At 64.9% G+C, this 16411-nt stretch carries 14 protein-coding genes; 7 read left to right on the forward strand and 7 right to left on the reverse strand.

The annotated features are described in order from the left end of the window. Positions 1–281: 281 nt before the first annotated feature. The 3 genes from SM757_RS01670 to SM757_RS01680 all read right to left on the reverse strand — a co-directional run bounded on the left by SM757_RS01670 (position 282) and on the right by SM757_RS01680 (position 4653). The gene (locus SM757_RS01670) at positions 282–1304 is read right to left on the reverse strand and encodes a hypothetical protein (RefSeq protein WP_322463967.1); all 1023 of its coding nucleotides are present in this window, start codon (positions 1302–1304) and stop codon (positions 282–284) included. A 527-nt stretch (positions 1305–1831) separates the two neighbouring features. Next, positions 1832–4198: a VIT and VWA domain-containing protein gene (locus SM757_RS01675; protein ID WP_322463968.1), complete on the reverse strand. Its 2367-nt coding sequence runs from the start codon at positions 4196–4198 to the stop codon at positions 1832–1834. 8 nt (positions 4199–4206) lie between these two features. Beyond that, on the reverse strand, positions 4207–4653 hold the full coding sequence (locus SM757_RS01680) for a MerR family transcriptional regulator (RefSeq protein WP_322463969.1): 447 nt from the start codon (positions 4651–4653) through the stop codon (positions 4207–4209). Positions 4654–4843: 190 nt separating this feature from the next. On the opposite strand from SM757_RS01680, the gene SM757_RS01685 reads away from it, so the two are divergent. The 5 genes from SM757_RS01685 to SM757_RS01705 all read left to right on the forward strand — a co-directional run bounded on the left by SM757_RS01685 (position 4844) and on the right by SM757_RS01705 (position 8718). Then, positions 4844–5653 (forward strand): ADP-ribosylglycohydrolase family protein, encoded by an 810-nt coding sequence (locus SM757_RS01685; protein ID WP_322463970.1) that lies wholly within the window; start codon positions 4844–4846, stop codon positions 5651–5653. After that, a complete protein-coding gene (locus tag SM757_RS01690; RefSeq protein WP_322463971.1) occupies positions 5650–5781 on the forward strand; it encodes a hypothetical protein in 132 nt (43 codons plus the stop codon). The genes SM757_RS01685 and SM757_RS01690 overlap by 4 nt, the downstream gene beginning before the upstream one ends. A 1087-nt stretch (positions 5782–6868) precedes the next feature. Continuing rightward, on the forward strand, positions 6869–7510 hold the full coding sequence (locus tag SM757_RS01695) for a hypothetical protein (protein ID WP_322463972.1): 642 nt from the start codon (positions 6869–6871) through the stop codon (positions 7508–7510). 249 nt (positions 7511–7759) lie between these two features. Beyond that, complete coding sequence (locus tag SM757_RS01700; protein WP_322463973.1) at positions 7760–8557, forward strand: NUDIX domain-containing protein; 798 nt, start codon at positions 7760–7762, stop codon at positions 8555–8557. Further along, the gene (locus SM757_RS01705) at positions 8554–8718 is read left to right on the forward strand and encodes a hypothetical protein (RefSeq protein WP_322463974.1); all 165 of its coding nucleotides are present in this window, start codon (positions 8554–8556) and stop codon (positions 8716–8718) included. Before SM757_RS01700 ends, SM757_RS01705 begins: the two co-directional genes overlap by 4 nt. Before the next feature lie 36 nt (positions 8719–8754). Here the strand turns inward: SM757_RS01705 and SM757_RS01710 are convergent. The 3 genes from SM757_RS01710 to istA form a co-directional block, all read right to left on the reverse strand. Further along, positions 8755–9947 (reverse strand): IS3 family transposase gene (locus SM757_RS01710; protein WP_322463975.1). Its coding sequence is split into 2 segments (ribosomal slippage): positions 8755–9689 and positions 9689–9947, totalling 1194 coding nucleotides; the frame shifts between segments, so codons are not numbered across the junction. A gap of 559 nt (positions 9948–10506) precedes the next feature. Beyond that, positions 10507–11253 carry an IS21-like element helper ATPase IstB gene (gene istB / locus SM757_RS01715; RefSeq protein WP_322463976.1) on the reverse strand — a complete coding sequence of 249 codons (747 nt, stop codon included), beginning with the start codon at positions 11251–11253 and terminating at the stop codon, positions 10507–10509. Positions 11254–11278: 25 nt separating this feature from the next. Then, entirely contained in the window at positions 11279–12835 is a 1557-nt protein-coding gene (gene istA / locus SM757_RS01720; RefSeq protein WP_322463977.1) for an IS21 family transposase, read from the reverse strand. A gap of 323 nt (positions 12836–13158) precedes the next feature. Here istA and SM757_RS01725 point away from each other — a divergent pair, with 323 nt between their 5' ends. Further along, the gene (locus tag SM757_RS01725) at positions 13159–13332 is read left to right on the forward strand and encodes a hypothetical protein (protein WP_322463978.1); all 174 of its coding nucleotides are present in this window, start codon (positions 13159–13161) and stop codon (positions 13330–13332) included. 644 nt (positions 13333–13976) lie between these two features. Next, positions 13977–14768 carry an HD-GYP domain-containing protein gene (locus SM757_RS01730; protein ID WP_322463979.1) on the forward strand — a complete coding sequence of 264 codons (792 nt, stop codon included), beginning with the start codon at positions 13977–13979 and terminating at the stop codon, positions 14766–14768. Here the strand turns inward: SM757_RS01730 and tnpC are convergent. Further along, positions 14723–16330, reverse strand: a complete 1608-nt coding sequence (tnpC, locus tag SM757_RS01735; protein WP_322463980.1) for an IS66 family transposase — start codon at positions 16328–16330, stop codon at positions 14723–14725. The genes SM757_RS01730 and tnpC overlap by 46 nt on opposite strands. Positions 16331–16411: the final 81 nt, after the last annotated feature.

The raw sequence follows: 16411 nt of genomic DNA on the forward strand, positions 1-16411 counted from the left end.
GGTCGGCGAGATAATTAAAGGAAAATCAAATATTCCAAGCGTTGGAAGGCCATCGCCTGCGCTATCTGGCTTAACGGAAAGTATCGTTGAATATTGGCGCTTGTATACGCCAATAAACGGAATAACCACCGCTACCCGATGACGCGCCGTCATGATTCCTGAGCAGCACGGGCTGCCCAGCCTCACTAGGTATGATCAGCGTGGCGTCCGCACGCGGTTGTACATCCTCTAAAAGGTAGTTCTGCCGTGAGTGCAGGCACGCGGCAGGAAAACGCGGCGTTTTATTGCTGCTGAGAATACTCTTTGCGCGGCACTAGCATGTATCCATGCCACTTGTTGAAATCGCGATATCCAGTCCCGAAAACCACACCTTCATTGTTGACCGCGCGAGCATCCCAAATAACCTTCCAACCAGCAACCTGAACGTCCGGCAAGTCTTGGATGTCCGTTATCCTTCCTTTTTCCCAGATGAAGCCCGCCAAATTAACTGAGCTTCTACTGTAATGCCACCCAACCACTTGACCGTTATCATTGATTGATATCGCATTCCCGCTTACGTGCTGCCCAAATTCAATCCTATATGGCTTGTCGTTAACGATCGCAAAACCTATGACGGTACCGACCCCGCTGCTCATATACCCAACAACATCGCCTCGATTATTGATTGACTTTGGCGCTGCGCCGCTTGTTTTTAGTATTGGCAGAATGCTTTTCATCTTGCCATTGCTGAGGATGAATGCATCTCCGCCGTCAACAGTGGAGCGAGTCCCTATGATGTCGCCGCGATTATTGATTGACGTGAATGCCGCCGAGATGCCACCCAAGGCACCCATGTCAATCATTTTCCCATCTCGGTAGACCCATGCCCCTGTCAGACCATCACAGCACCCGCGGCTAATACCTACTATTTCTCCTTTATTGTTAATTGCGAGTGGCAGCATATCCTTGCCCTCAATGGATGGGATCGTCTTGACAATGTCCTTGCTTGTGACAAAGCCGTAAGTCGTTGAGTTTTCGATGTAAAAGCCAACCACTTCTCCGCGATCATTTATCGCAGTTGCCTCGCCATACGATGGAGTGTATATCGGCTCAGGAAGCATCCCTGTTTTAAATATAGCGGGACGACTGCCACCAAAAATATCAAACGATGCGCTGCCGACTACAGTGGATTTGTTGTTCATCCCATTGACCACCGTTGAAATCGAGCCGCCCACAGGTCCAAGGTCATAAATGTCGTACTGCTGCGCATGGCTTGCGAAAGCCGCCAGGACAAGTGCCAGCCCTATCGGAAAAGTGTGCTTCATAAACCGACCGCGTGTTGTTGTTGACCGGGGCAGTGTGGGCAGGCGTTTAAAAGCGAATATCCCTGAAGTGACTTACTTCGGGTGCGGGGCTTGACAAGCGGAACTTGGGCGGCGTGCGATTAGAGTGAAATGTTTTGCGCAGCGAATTAGTGTATAGCTGGTCTAAATACTGCAAGGCCGGTCTAAAATCCGCCGCGCGAGGCCTGGCAGCCCTGAACCACTCAAATGGCAACTGCGGCAGTTTTCTGCGGTGTCGAGCCTCGCATCCAGCACAAAAAGGGCCACCTTTCCCTGCATGGACGGACTCTTGATGCGAATCGTGCGCTGGCCCCGACGTCGGGTTCTTCGGCGATGGAAGTCGACGGCCCGAAGCAAGTCATGATGCCCGTGGACACGGTGCGCTCCCACCGGCCCGGGGCACGGTGTTTGGGCCCTCCGGTTACCGTCCACTGCTCTTACTCATAGTTCGGTGGCGAGCACAAATTCCGGCCCGCCTTACCAGGCAGGCGTGCCAAGGCTCCACCGGACTACATGTGACGGGCGCTCAAGAATCGCTTCAAGCGTCCGCCCATCGTCGTGGTCGCTTCCGCAGCCGTGGGCATCAAGCGGACATGCTGGTCGACGACTTCGAGCAGCCGTTCCATCCGGGCCTGACCCTGTTTCGACAGCATCCCAGGCAGCGACGCTCCGCTCCATCTCGGTGTAGTCACGTTTGGCTGATCCATCAGCCAGGTGGCCAGCGCCAGCCAGGCATCGAGGCGCGAGAAACTCTCCGACTGCAGTTGTTGCAGAACCTGCTCCAGTTCAGTCGGTACGCCGCCCAGTTCGGCTGCCTCCAGCGCCGCGGTGGTGCCAGCGCCCGCTGCCAGGGCGTCAAGAAAGCGCTGGACGCTGTCGCACAGCCATGTCGCGCTGACGGTCTGCGGCGAAGTCGGCACCTGCTTGCGCAGGTAGGCCGGGATTTCAAAGTCCTGCGACCCAGCACGCAACTGGTCGGGCATGTTGGTTCCTGGATTTGCAGCCGAGCGCCCACTGCGCCACACGGGCGGTACGGCGTAGTACGCAGCGGCAATCGGGTCCCGGAACGTCTGGCAAGCGCGGATGCATACGGCGGCGTCGCTGGCCAGCACGCTGCTCGTGGCGCCCCAACCCGCAGCCATCATGGGCGGTACGGCTTGCAGTTCAGCCGGATCAAGCACTTTGCCGTCCACGGCCCGCTCATGCACGAGCACGCAGCAGGTGTGAGCCGTGAGCAGCCGGTAGGCCAGCGCCAGTGACACGGCGGCCTCGGCGTTCTGTTGCAACCTACTCAGCCGCCGCGCCGCGAGCGAGCGACTAAGGATTTCGGGTTGAGTCGACTGCTGCAGTTCCACTGAGGCCAACCGGACCTCGCTCCCCCGGGTGTCCCGTGCCAGAAGCTGTACCTGCCGCGCCGGCGTGCCGGCGAAAAGCGCCTGCAGCAGCAGCGTGTCGCCGCCAAAGGCCGTCGCGGGCAGCGGGTCCTCAGTCTGCGGCCGTACATCCCACTCAATGCGCAGGGCATGCCATGGCTGCTGCCGGATGCGACGCAGGCTGCGGTCCGCCGCCTCCTCCAAACTCTCTCCAGGGGTGGCGAACTCGCAGGCGCCGCCCGTGGCCTCGACCAGTTGCTGCAGCAGACCCTCACGCGGGGCCGAACCCACGCCGATGGCAAATACCCGGTGCCGGCTGCGTCGGGCGGCCTCGACAAGAGGCTCGGCTTGCCACACCTGACCATCGGTGATGAGCAGCACGTCCGCTTCTTCGCCGGCGTCCGCGCCGCCAAGGCCAAACACTGAATGCAGTGCCTGCTCCATCTCCGTGCCGCCCAGGTCAGCATCGGTGGCCTCAATGTGGCGTGCCAGCCGTGCAAGTTCCCTCTCGTCGCAGACCTGCAGCCCCGCGATGTCGTGTGCCACCGTCGAACCGAATCGGCTGTAGCTCACGCGGTCACCGGGGCGCAGCCACCGGGCCACGCGCAGCAAGGCTCGACGTGCCGAGGCGATACCGTCGCCACCCATCGAGCCCGAGCAGTCCACAACCAGGCGCAGCGCGATGGCCCCGCGCTCGCTCGCTTCAGGCAGCGTCAGCGCCGCCAGCGCCACATGGTGATCGCTGCCGGCCACCTCGTCACGTCCGTGCAGCGCTCGACCCAGCGCTTGTTCGGGCGCGAGCTGCAGCGTGAACACCACGTCGCGGTCAAGGGCCGCATCGCCTTGCAGCGTCAGACGCAGCGCTCCCGCCTGCAGCCGCATGGAGGCACGGTGCGTCTGGCACGCCACCTCGGCGCTCGCCAGCTCACCCAGCACGTCAAGCGTCACCTGCAGCGGGTACTCGGCCTGCAGCGACGCTGCAGTGGCCTGCTGTGGCTCTACCGTGGGCGTGCCGAAGCGCGGCGCCACCACGGTCGGAATCACGGCACGGATGCGCCCTTGCTCGACCTGCAGCCATTGCCCCCATCTCAGCGTGACGTCCAGCTCCTCGCCCGGCGCCAGGTTGCCCAGGTTGGCGGTGAGCAGCCCGTCCTCTGCGCGCTCCAGCATCACCGGCGTGTCCCCTTCCTGCAGCGCGACATCGTACCGCTGCTCCGCTTGGCGGCGCGGCAGGATCACGCCTTTGGCAAGGTCGTTGCCCAGCTGTGTCTCCAGGCCCAGGAACACCGCCTGCGAGGGCAGGGGGAACGTATAGATCAGTTCCAGCGGCGTCTGGCCGGTGTTGGCGTAGGTCTGCGTCAGGACCGTCTCGAACAGCGCTCCTTCGATGCGCGCGGCGGCATGCGCGCGCAACAGGAAGGGGGACGCCACGGCTTCGGATGCGGCGGGATGGGTTGACTGCACTTTCATCGGCTCCTCCTGTTCTTGGGCCGGCTGCCGCAAGCGGTTTTTCAGTCCTCGGTGTCGCCGCCTTCGCCAGGGGGCGTACGCAGCGCGCGGTAGAGCTTCGTCACCTCGCGCACCAGATCTCGCAACTGCTGCGGATCCATTCCCGCGCGCGAAGGCTCGACGTGCAACTCCAGCCCATCGGCAAGCGTCACGCGGCTCCATACCTCCACCGTCCCTGGCCGCACGGCCCGGGGTGGCGGGTCCTCGGGTGCTCCGGCCAGCAGCTCGCGGATGCGCTCGAGGCTCAAGCCCGCGTCGCTCCAGCGCCGCACCACCAACAGCTGCTCCAGATGGCGGCGCAGGTAGTACGCGCCACGCTTTTCCCCATGCGGCCGGTCCACCAAGCCCTGCGCGATGTAGTAGCGCACCGTGCGGGCCGTCACGCCGGCGAGTGCGGCGAGCTCGTCCAGCGAGTAGCGCTCAAGTTCGGCCTGGGCTTGTGTGCTCATGGCTGCAATATATGACAGTATGATGTCGTAAACAAGTGATGAAAATTATCCTTTCCAGCCGTCTGGCACCCAAGCCCATCCCCATGGCTCGCCACCCCGGCAGGTGAGCGGCTCATGGCGTAAGCCAGCGCGACCGGCGCGGCGAAAAGATCGTCTATCTATCAACCACATTGCCCTCGGAGCTCTACACATGCTTGGCACTGTTGCCGGCGACATCGCCGGCTCCGTCTACGAGTTCGCCAACCGACGCACCAAGGACTTCGGTCCGCTTTTCCATGAACGATCGCGCTTCACCGACGACACCGTGTGCACCGTGGCAGTGGCCGATGCGCTGGTCAACGAGCGCGATCCGGTCCGGGCGCTGCAGGACTGGGGTCGGCGCTACTGGGACAACGGCGGCTGGGGACAGCGCTTCGCGCTGTGGCTGGCCGATGACGGCCCCAAGCCCTATGGGAGCTGGGGCAACGGGGCCGCGATGCGTGTGGCGCCAGCGGCGCTGCTGGCCACGTCACTGGAGGAAGCTTTGGCGCTCTCGGACCACGTCACGCGCGTGACACATGACCATCCTGAGGGGCTCAAGGGTGCGGCGGCCACCGCGGCGGCCATCTGGCTGGCACGGCAGGACGCCGCGCCGGACGAGATCCGACGCGAGATCACGACCCGCTTTGGCTACGACCTGTCCATGACGGTGGACAGCATCCGGCCGACCTACCGCCACGACGAGAGCTGCCAGCGCTCGGTGCCGCAGGCCCTGGTGTGCGCCTTGGAGGCCACGGGCTTCGAGGACGCCATCCGCAACGCCATCTCCATTGGCGGCGACAGCGACACGCTGGCGGCGATGGCGGGCTCCATCGCCGAGGCACGTTTTGGCATGCCGGAAGCTATCGCAAAGGAGGCATGGTCACGGCTGCCCGACGACATGCGCCGGGTCCTCGCCCAGCTCTATGCCCTGCATGTCCAGCCGCTGCGGGCGCCCAAGCCTGATGGAGGCGACGCGTGAGCAAGGTCCATGTCACGGCGATCCCCGACGATGTGCAGAAGTTACTGCGCGAGGTGCTGCCTGGCACGGTGCTTGCGCGGCTGGTCTACGAAAGCGTGGAAAGCATGCTGCTCGATGCGCCGAGGTGAGCAGCGTTCCCCTGCGCCGTTGCCGTGCGGCGGCTGGTGGAAGTTGAACCCGACGAGCGGCCGGCCTGGACGAACGGACCGAGGGTCTGACGATACTGCCAGTCTAGGAGCCGCAGGCCGACGGAGTCTGGCTGGCGTTCGAGGCCCTGCTTGCCGGTCCCGATGCGCGGTGGCTGCAGCTGCAGTCCAGGTGTCAGGGCTTGCGCGAAACAATGAGGCGGCTCGATGAGTTGGGCGTGCGGCTGGCTCTTCGGATAACGATGCCGCGGCATTGGCCGAACTCCAGCGCATCCGGCGTAGCGAATCTGCTGCTGCGCCGCGCGGCCCTCGGCCAAGCAGCATGATCCAGTGCGTGGCCATGACCACCCAGCCCGCTGCCGAAAGGCACTTGGTGGCTGCAGAGCTTGGCTGGCTACCGCGACTGATTCAGCGGCAAGCTGCCCCGCGCGGAAATCGTGGCTACGGCTGAGCAGGGCCGGAGCATTGGGTAAGGCCACCGGCCTGTCGCTGCAAGCCATGGCCGACTTGGCGCATTCAAGCTCCCGTTCTCAGTGGCACGAGTACGAGGTCGGCGCATGTGATATCGACGCCGCCCAGTGGCAGCTTGTGCGCGCCAAGGTTGAGCTGCTGCGAGGCAACCAGGCGGCGGCACTTGCCGTGCGGGGTGAGCCGCTTGCGCGATACCTGTTGCGACCTGATCCGGGCTGGCCATTCCGGCCAGCCAGATCAACAGCCCCGCACGGACTCACAGGTTCGCCGGGTTCACCGAGGACGGCCTTCGTCAATCGTTCAGCTCAGCATGGGCTGCTTGAAGGACAGCCATGCCAATGGCTTGTTCGCTCTGAGGCAGGCCTTTTCTCAACGGTATACCGGCTGTTGCCACGTCTCTTGCACAAGGCCGTCGGCATGCAACGAGTCCTTGGCCCCACACACGAACCTTCACGAGAAATCCGACCCTCAAATTTTTCTTCAGCGGCTTGCTTGCAGGCTCACGTGGTGAGCCTCGCGGCTGGCAATCTGCTGCTATGGGACGAAGCCATGACGCGATCGTCCATCCCGACAAGTTCAACGTGCGAGGGGGAGTCGGATGTCATCGATCAAGGGCGTGATGCTGCTGCCGCCAGATGCGACCAGCTACAGGCGGCACATGGCTCTTCACGCCTGCATGGCCAAGGCCAATTCGGCAGAGAAGGTGCGCGACCCGCGGCATGAGCTCACCCGGCTCGTGGAAGACCGGGTTCGCGCGCAAATGCAGTGCCACCATGCCGTCACGCCTTGGAGGGTGTTGCGCTGGGAGCAGCGAAGCCCGGACAACCGCTACGTCCAGCGGTTTCGCGAGCTCGACGGCGTGTTCCAGCACGAGCGGCGCACGACCGTACTGCTGGAGGTCAAGGCCAGTGCCAGCCGGAATGCCTTGAAGTCAGGGTTGTCGCAGCTGCGCGCAGCGGTGAGCACCGTAGCTCACGCCCGTGCGAACACGGTCGGTTTGCTGGCCGTTGCCGACCTGGGGCAGTGGTGCGATCTCTTCGGCCAGGCAGCTGAGGAGCCACTTGCGCAGTATTTCGACGGCATGGATCTGGAAATGCTGGACTGGCCGCCCCGTGTACCCGCCGGCAAGACCGGCGGGGTTTGCGTGACGCTGGTACCGGACTCGATGGTACGGGAATGGCTTGCAGACAACCTGGCGCTGGACCCGTTGGCTTTTGCGATGGCGCAAGAGGAGTGGTAAGTCGCAAGCGCCGCCGCTATTGCTACCCAGGTACACGGCGAAGATGGTCGCTCGATGCGTCTTAAGCATGCCGACCGGCGTGTGAGAAGGGCTGTAAAGCTATCAGCGTGAGCTGGGGCCACAGGCTCACGCCATGAGCCTCTGGCCAACGACAATTTCATCCGCGGCGGCCTGGGGCCGCTCACGCTGCATGCGCATCTGGCCATCCAGCACCAACAACACCAAGTCCAAGTACAGGAGGCAAAGGCCATGTGGATCATCACGCCGCTGGGGTTCTTCAGCATCGTGTGCAAGAACGGCGACGAGGCCGCCGGCACGCTGACCGTGCGCGCCAGGGTACGCAGCGATCTGGAGGCGCTGCGCGAGACTGCGCTACCGACGCTCGGGCCGATTATGGGAGGGCAGGGCACTGATTACGCCTGGCGCGCCAGCGCACCGCGTGAGCAGGTCCAGGCGGCCTTGGCCAGGCTCGCCTCGGATATTGACTACGCCAACTTCAAGTCCGAGGTGGCTGCTCGCCAGGGACGCCGGCGCTCGGACCTCTACCAGGACGTTTGGTCGGTGCTGTATCGGCTGCAAGACGACCCGGCGTATGAGGCAGTGGGTGCCATCAAGCGCCGGCGCATGCCTGCGACGATACCGAGGGCCGACGCCTACGGAGGCGTGGTGCTCGACAGCCAAGCCCGCGTGCTGCTGCGCGAGCCTGCGGGCCACTATGGCGGCTACGTCTGGACGTTCCCCAAGGGGCGTCCCGATCCAGGCGAGACGCCGGAGCAGGCGGCCCTGCGCGAGGTGCTGGAGGAGACCGGTTATGCCTGCCGCGTCACGGGCTTCCTGCCCAAACTCTTCAAAGGCTCCACCACCGGCACGGCGTTCTTCCTGATGCAGCCGCTGGGCGGGCAGGGTGCCTTCTGCGACGAAACAGTGCGTACCTGCTGGGCCGACTTCGCCCGCGCCCGCGAGCTGATCGGGATGACGAAGATCGCCGTTGGCCGGGAGCGCGACCTGGCGGTGCTGGCGGCTGCCGAACAGCTGCTGGCGCAATGAGTGGAGCACTGCTGGCGGGGCGGCACTGCGGCACTTGTGGCGAAACCGTGTTCTTGCGCCACATGGAGCTGTCGCGGCGCACGCAGTGCGTCGGGCCGGATGCGGTGACGGGCAAGCCGGGGAAGGCCATCCACATGCTGGCCAGTCAGGTGCTGCTGTGACCTTGCCCCTGTTTCCCGTAGTTCTTAGCCCTCGTTCTATGCGGCGTTCTTGTGCTGCGCCGCATGCCAGCGTTGCTCGTACTGCATAGGGCTCAGGTAGCCCAGCGAGGAATGCAGTCGGCGATGGTTGTAGAAGGTCATCCAAGCAACGACCTCGTCCATCGCCTGGCGCAGCGTTGCGAACTTGCGACCGTGCAGTCTGCCAACCTTGAGGTGCCCCCACAAGCTTTCCGTCGGGGTGTTATCCCAACAGTTTCCCTTGCGGCTCATCGAGGAACGCATGCCATAGCCACGCAAGACTCTTTGGAACTCGTGACTGCAGTATTGACTGCCCCTGTCGGAGTGGAAGACGAGCCCGGGCTCGGGCTGGCGCCGGAACCAGGCCATGCGCAGCGCGTCCGTGACCAAGCTGGTTTGCATGTAAGGTTTCATGCTCCAGCCCACCAGCTGGCGGCTGTGCAGGTCCAGCACGGCAGCCAAGTACAGCCAACCTTCGTCGGTCGGGATGCAGGTGATGTCGCTGCTCCAGACCTGGTTGGGAGCCGCGGGGCTGAAGTTGCGCTGCAGCAGGTCCGGTGCCACTGGCAAGTTATGCCGACTGTCGGTGGTGACGACGAACTTGCGCCTGCCGCGGGCCCGGATGCCGTGCTGGCTCATGAGGCGGCGCACACGTTCCTTGCCCACGCGGTGACCCCGCCCCAGCAACTCCTTCCACATCCGCGGCCAGCCGTACTCCTGACGAACCTCGGCATGGATGGCTCGCATGTGCACCAGCAGCACCTCGTCGCTGAGCCTGCCCGACCCCGGCCGGCTGGGCTTGCGTGCGTCGCGCCGGCGTCGATGTTCCAGGTACCCGCTGACGCTTACGCGCAGCACCTCGCAGGCCAGCGACAGCGGCCATTGCTGGCCCTGACGCTCGATCCAGGCGTACTTCACCCCCGCGCCTTCGCGAAGTACGCCGTCGCTTTTTCCAGGATGTCGCGCTCCATCTTCACGCGCGCAAGCTCGGCACGCAGCCGCGCGATCTCCATCTGCTCGGGCTTCACGACCTTGTCGCCAGCGCCTTGCAGCGTCCCCTTGGCCGCGTCACGCACCCAGTTGCTCAAAGTCGCCTTGGGTATGCCCAGGACCTTCGCCGTCACGCCTACCGACTGCCCGTCATTGACCAGCCTGACCGCCTCCAGCTTGAACTCCAGCGTGTACCTGGCGCGGGTCTGCTTCTCTTTCATCCAGTAGCTCCTTGCTCTGATTGGACCATCAGGCAAGAACTACGTTTTTCGGGGGCAAGGTCACTGGACTTCTGCGGCCTGCCGTGCTGGGAGCACAAGGAACCGCAGATGGCGCAAGTCTTCGGCCTCAAGGCGACGTGGCCACCATTCCACCTGCACGCCAGTTGCTGCGCCTGTGGCCGATCGGTGGACCGCTCCGTGCCTCACGTGACGCTCCACGTGTACGACATCGAGGACACCTCCAAGCCTTGGTTCGCCAGTGCCCGCATGCACGAAGACCGGGAGTTCGCAGTGCTGTGCGCGACGTGCGCGCCGCCGGGCAGTGCCACTGCAGGCAGGGAGAGCTCGGAGCCCTTGGATCATGACCACGCGGAGTTGACCGGGACTCGCTGAAGTCGCCTGGGTGCGGATTTCAGCGATCGTGGACGCCCGTTTCAGGCTGATCGTGGACGGCGAATCAGGCGCCGTCGGTGGCGCGCTGGGGAAGCGCGCGAGGTGTAGGTTGGATGGTACTCAATCGTCCACGATCAGCGTGAAATAGCCGACCGCGGCTCTCTCCTCATGCCTTGGCCGCGCCGTCGTTGTCGCGCATGGACTTGCCGACCTTAAGCTCGATCTTGTGGCTGGAGTGAACGACGCGGTCCAGGATCGCGTCGGCCAGGGTGGGATCGTTCAGGTACGTGTGCCAAGCGCGCACGGGAACCTGGCTGGTGACGATGGTGGAGCGCGTGCCGACCCGGTCGTCAAGCAACTCCAGCAGGTCATTGCGCTCGGCCGCGCCGATGGGAGACAGCGCGAAGTCGTCGATCACGAGCACGTCGAGCTTGGCCAGCTGGGTCAGCCGCCGGGTGAAGCTGCCATCGCCGTGCGCCACCTTCAACTCCTCGAACAGCCGCGCGGCGCGCACGTACAGCGCCGAGAAGCCGCCGCGCACGGCTTGGTGCGCCAGGGCGCACGCCAGCCATGTCTTGCCGCAGCCCGTGGCGCCCGTGATGAGCAAATTGCGCCCGTGGCGGATCCAGTCGCCGCCGGCCAGCGCGGTGACGAGCGCCCGGTCCAGGCCGCGGCTGGTGCGCCAGTCGATGTCCTCGATGCACGCAGCGCTGACCTTGAGCTTGGCGGCCTTGAGCAGCCGCGCGACGCGGCGGTTGTCGCGCCAGGCGATCTCGCGCTGCACAAGCATCGTGAGCCGGTCCTCGAACGACAGCTCGGCGGCGGCCGTGCTGGTGGACTGCTCCTCGATGGCGCGCAGCATGCCGTCCAGGCGTAGGGTGCGCAGTTGCTCCAGGGTGTGTTCGGTGAGCATGGTCAGGGTCTTCCTTCCGTGGGGGTCAGTGGTAGTAGTCGGGGCCGCGCACGTTCTCGTGCTCGATGACGGGGTGGGCGCAGGCCGAGGCGGTGAGCAAGGCACCCTGGCGGTCCAGGCCGCTTCTGAGGATGTTGGTGACGCTGCGCAGCGTGGGCGCGCGGATGGCCATGGCGCGCTCGCACGCGGCCTCCAGCCGCTCGTCCGTGTAGCGGCGCGCCAGGGCCATCATCCCCAGGCAGGCGCGGTAGCCCTGCTCGGGATGCGGGCGGTGCTTGAGCTGCCACGACACCACCGCGGCGGTGCTCGCGCCGATGCGCTTGCCCCAAGTAATGAGCTTGGCCGGCGTCCACTCGCGGTGCGCCCGGTGCGACGCCGGCATGTGGTCGGCCTCCGTCGTGAAGCCGCCGCGCACGGGGCTGACGGTGTGGCAGGCCACGCGCTGGTTGGCTGCGAAGCACTCCAGCAGCGCATCGGTGGCGCGCAGCTCCAGCCGCTGGCCGACGAAGCGGTGGGGGACGCTGTAATAGTGGCCTTCGAACTCGACGTGGTAGTCGATGTTGACCTTGACCTGCTTCCAGCGGCTGATGACGAAGCGCCGGGGCGGCAGTGGCTGCAGCAGCGGGGCGTCGAGGTGCTCGAAGGCGCTGCGCCGGCAGCCGGGCAGCTTCTTGAACGGGCGCTGGTTCAACTCCTCCAGCAGCTCGGCGATGGCGCCATTGAGCTCGCCAAGGCTGAAGAAGCGCCGGTTGCGCAGCCGCGCCAAGATCCATCTCTCGACCAGGAGCACCGCGGCCTCGACCTTCGGCTTGTCCTTCGGGTGAGCTGGGCGGGCTGCCAAAATGGCCGTGCTGTAGTGTTGGGCGAACTCCTCGTAGAGCCGGTTGGGTACTGGGTCGTAGCGGTCGGGATGCTTGATCAACGACCGAGTCTGGTCCGGCACGATCAGCTTGGGCACTCCGCCGAAATACTCCAGCGCGCGCACCTGGGCACCGATCCAGTCGGCCGTCGTCTGCCGTGGCGTTGCGCAGGCGAAGGTGTAGCTCGACGCGCCCAGCGTGGCCACGAAGATCTGCGCGGCGCTGATCTCGCCGGTGAGCGGGTCGACGATCGGCACGGTGGCGCCGGCGTAGTCGACGAACAGCTTCTCGCCGCCGATGTGCACCTGGCGCATCGAGCGCTTCTGGCACTGGGCAAAGGCCCGGTACTTCACACAGAAGCTCGTGTACTTGTACGCCGGCTGCCCGGCATCGGCCATGGCCCGGGTGTACTCCTCCCACAGCAGCATCAGCGTCACGCCCGGGCGCTTGAGCTCCTGGTGGACGTAGCCGAAGTCGGGTTCGAGCTGGTGGCTGCTGCGTGGCAGCGGCGGGCGGTACAGCCGGGCCTCCAGTTCCTCGTCGCTCAGCGCCTGGACGCCCTCCCAGTCCAGGCCGGCCACACGGGCCAGCGACACGAACTTGCCAACTCCGCTCTTGGAAATCTTCAGCGCGCGGCCTACCTCGGTGTAGCTCAGTCCGGCCTGCAGGTGCAGGCGCAGCGCTTCTCGTATTCGTCGCATCGGGACTCTCTTGGTGGGCATCGGCTCGGACCGCAAAAAGCGGCGAGCATGAGCCCGGTCAGAAGGTCACCTGCGCGTCCCCCATCGTCCACGATGGCGCTGAAACGGCGTCCACGATCAGCTTGAAACGCCGTCCACGATCACGCTGAAACAGCGTCCACGATCATCCTGAAATGCCGTCCACGTTGGTCTGAAATACGCACCTGGGCATGCCGGACAGCAAGAGACAGATGGGGAGGCCCGAAACACCGCGGTTTCGTGCCAGGGCGCTGTTCGTCCATCCAATGCGAGCACTGTCAAGTGCATCGGATCGGCTCGCCAACAACCAACCTGGAAGGGCCGCCATGGTCAAGGTCATCGCCGTATTGCTTCTGCTGGTCTACGCAAGTGCCGGTATCGCTTCAGCGGTACTGTCGGGCGATCTCATGCCATGGCTGGCCGCGACTGGCGGCGCGGCACTGGCCCTGGCTGCCGCGGTCGGCTTCGTCGTGCAGCTCGGCAGCAACCCTCGGAGCTGACTGCCTGAAACGATCGTCGTCACCGCAGCAAGCCCCACCACTCCGGGCGGCAACTGTCAATTCGAGGCCAGGCTCGACCAATTCTCGTCGGTTGCGGGTGCATTCCACGGCACCAGCGCAGCGGCTCGTTCCGCGCCGTGGCTGCTTGCGAGCGATTCGCCCGCCCAAGCACTCGCGCAGCACATCCGCTGCGCCGTGATTTCGCCTGCACCAGGGACCGTGCTCGAAAACCTGGCGTTGGCGCCAAGCCATTCTTGATCTGTGGTCCGAATCGCCTGCCAGAGCCGGACGGCAGATGTGCGTAGCACGCACACGGCATGGGCACTGGAGGACCTATGTCAGGCCGGCCGCTTGGCGCCGCGTGACGTACACAATGGCGACACATCTTGTCGCGCAGGCTGCCCAGAATGCACACAAAAGCATCAGCAGCGAGCCGCGCAAAGCGAACGAACAGGTGGTCGGCGGGTGCTACCCCGTCGGTATCACGCCCTTGACAAGGCCATTTCTTCGCGTCTGCACGAAGGCCACAAGCATTGACTGGCTCCATGCTGCGCCATCAGTTGAGTCCTCACCGGCCAACGCCGTGGGACGCCCCATGGCCTGCACGCAGAGCAGGCACGCAGATAGTTCCATCCGTCGTATCTATGAAGCTGGTCCCCCTGTCTACCGAGCATGTCGATTCGCAGAAGAAGTTTCCGTTTGACCTCTTCGATGCGAATGGGCAGCTGCTGGTAGCAGCCAACGAGCCGCTGGACAATCCATCTGTAAGGCAACGACTGCGGCTGCGCGGTGCGGTCTTTGCAGAGGCCCAAGGCGTGCAGGCCTGGCGTTGTCGGCTGATGCAAGCTGCCGATGAATTGGTGCGACGCAACGAGCCGCTGACGCGCATCGCCCGGGTCGTTCCAAAGGCGCCGAAGGCATTTTCCGAAGACGCGGAGCCGCGTACGGAGTGGAACGCGCTTGTGCACAGGCTCGACGCCGCGCTGGCTCAAGCCGAACCGGGCAGCCCATGGCTGAAGCGGGTGCTGGAGGTGCACGCCCATGCGCACAGCCTTGCACTGCAGCGCCTGGACGAAGGGCTGTTCCACCTGTTCTATCAGGGAGCGCGGCACGCTGCTGACTACAGCAGCCGCCAGGCACTCCGCTGCATGCTCGTGGCCGGCGCCGTAGCGCGCACACTGGGTTGGGATGCCGCGCACATTGAGGTGGTGGAGAAGGCGGCGCTGACCATGAACGTGGCCATGCGCCGGCTGCAGGACTGCCTGGCTCTGCATCCGGCCGCGGAAATCGACAAGGATTTGCGCGAGCAGCTCGCAAGCCGTAAACGCACAATGTTCCCCGTACTGGCGGATGACTGCGAGATGTGCTTACTGCCAAGTGGCAGCGGCGGTCAGCTCGCCACCGCCCCGAGGTTCCAGGGCAGCAGCGCCTCGTAGTCGTCCACGGTTTTGGCCTTGGGCAACTCGGTCAGCAGCCGGCGCAGGTACCAGTAGCCGTCGATGCCGTTGGCGATGCAGGTCTGCAGCAGCGAGTACAGGTTCGCGCTGGCGTTGGCACCGGCCACTGTGTCACTGAACAACCATGCCCGTCTGCCGACCACGAACGGACGAATTGCGTTCTCGCACACATTGTTGTCGATGACATAGTTGCCATCATCAACATAGCGCTTGAGCTTGGCCCACTGTCCATGGGCATAGTGCAGCGCCTTGCCCAGCAGCGACTTCGGCATCACTGTGTGGAGCTTGGCCAGCAGCAGCCGCTCGATCTCGTCGAGGATCGGCACGCTCTGCTGCTGACGCCGCTGCTTCAGTGCGCTGGTACTGAGCTCGTCCTTCCTGGCCACCGACTCGACGTGGTACAGCCGGCCGATGAGGTCCATGGACTGCACAGCCACCTGGTCGGGGCCACGCTTGTCCTTGGCCAGCGCCTGTACGGCCTCATGGAAGCGCCTGCGACAGTGCGCCCAGCATGCCAAGTGCACCAGCTTGTTGGCCGCAGCGACATTGTCGTAGGGGTCGTAGCCATCGCTCATCAGCACGCTGCCCGCATGCACGCCGGCGTAGAGGTCCAGCGCTGTCTGCGCACTGCGTGATGGTGAGTAGGCGAAGAGCCGGATCGGCGGTCCGGTGCCGTCGGCCCCCGAGCCCTCGGTCATCTGCACCCACATGTAGCTCTTGGTCTGTGCCTTGCGCCCGGGCTCCTTGAGTACCTGGATCTCGGTCTCGTCGCCGTAGATCAGCGGCGCCTCCAGCAGCCGGTCGCGCATGAGGTTGATCAGGGGCTGCACCGCCTGTCCCACCCGCACGACGCCGGCGGCCATCGTGTTGCGGGACATGTCCGTGCCGCCGAAGCGCCCCAGCAGCGCCGCCTGGCGGTACAGCGGCAGGCCGTCGAGGTACTTGGAGGTGATGACCCAGGACAGCAGCCCCTCGGTGAACAGCCCCTTGGGGATGACTTGCGCGGGCTTGGGCGCCAGGCGCAGCCCACCGTCACAGCAAGGGCACGCGTACTTCACCCGCTCGTGGCGGATGACGCGCACCTGCTGCGGGATGATGTCGAGCTGCTCGCTGGCCTCCACGCCGATCTCCTGCAGCGCGGCGCCGTCATGCGGGCACACCCGCTCGGACTCGGGCAGTTCGTGGCGCACGACTTCCCGCGGCAGGGCCGGGTCCAGCGGCTTGCGGCCGCGCTTGGCACGCTTGTGCGCCGGCACGTCGACGCTGTCCCCGTCCTGCGCACAGCCCTCTTCAGCGGCTGGGGCGGCGCCGGCGCCGAGCTCCTCGGCCTCGTTGAAGAACAGGTCCTTCTGCTCGGTGCCTCGGACCTCGCTCTTGGCGGCGAAGAGCTGCCGCTTGAACCTGTTGAGCTGCTCCTGCAGCAGGTCACGCTCGGTGCGCACGACGCGCAGTTCGCCAGCCAACGCCTCGTTGCGGCGGGCAGCCTCGGCCAGCGCCTTCTGCAGGGCCTGGAACTCTTCGGCGCTGGGCATCTGCTGCATCGGCGGCGTTGTTCTCGTGGCGTCGGGCTGGGCCGGTGGGACGCCCCATTGTGCGAGAACTTCGCCGCGGCCGGTGACGCT

This window comes from Azohydromonas lata (assembly GCF_034427735.1).
Lineage (GTDB): Bacteria > Pseudomonadota > Gammaproteobacteria > Burkholderiales > Burkholderiaceae_C > Azohydromonas > Azohydromonas lata.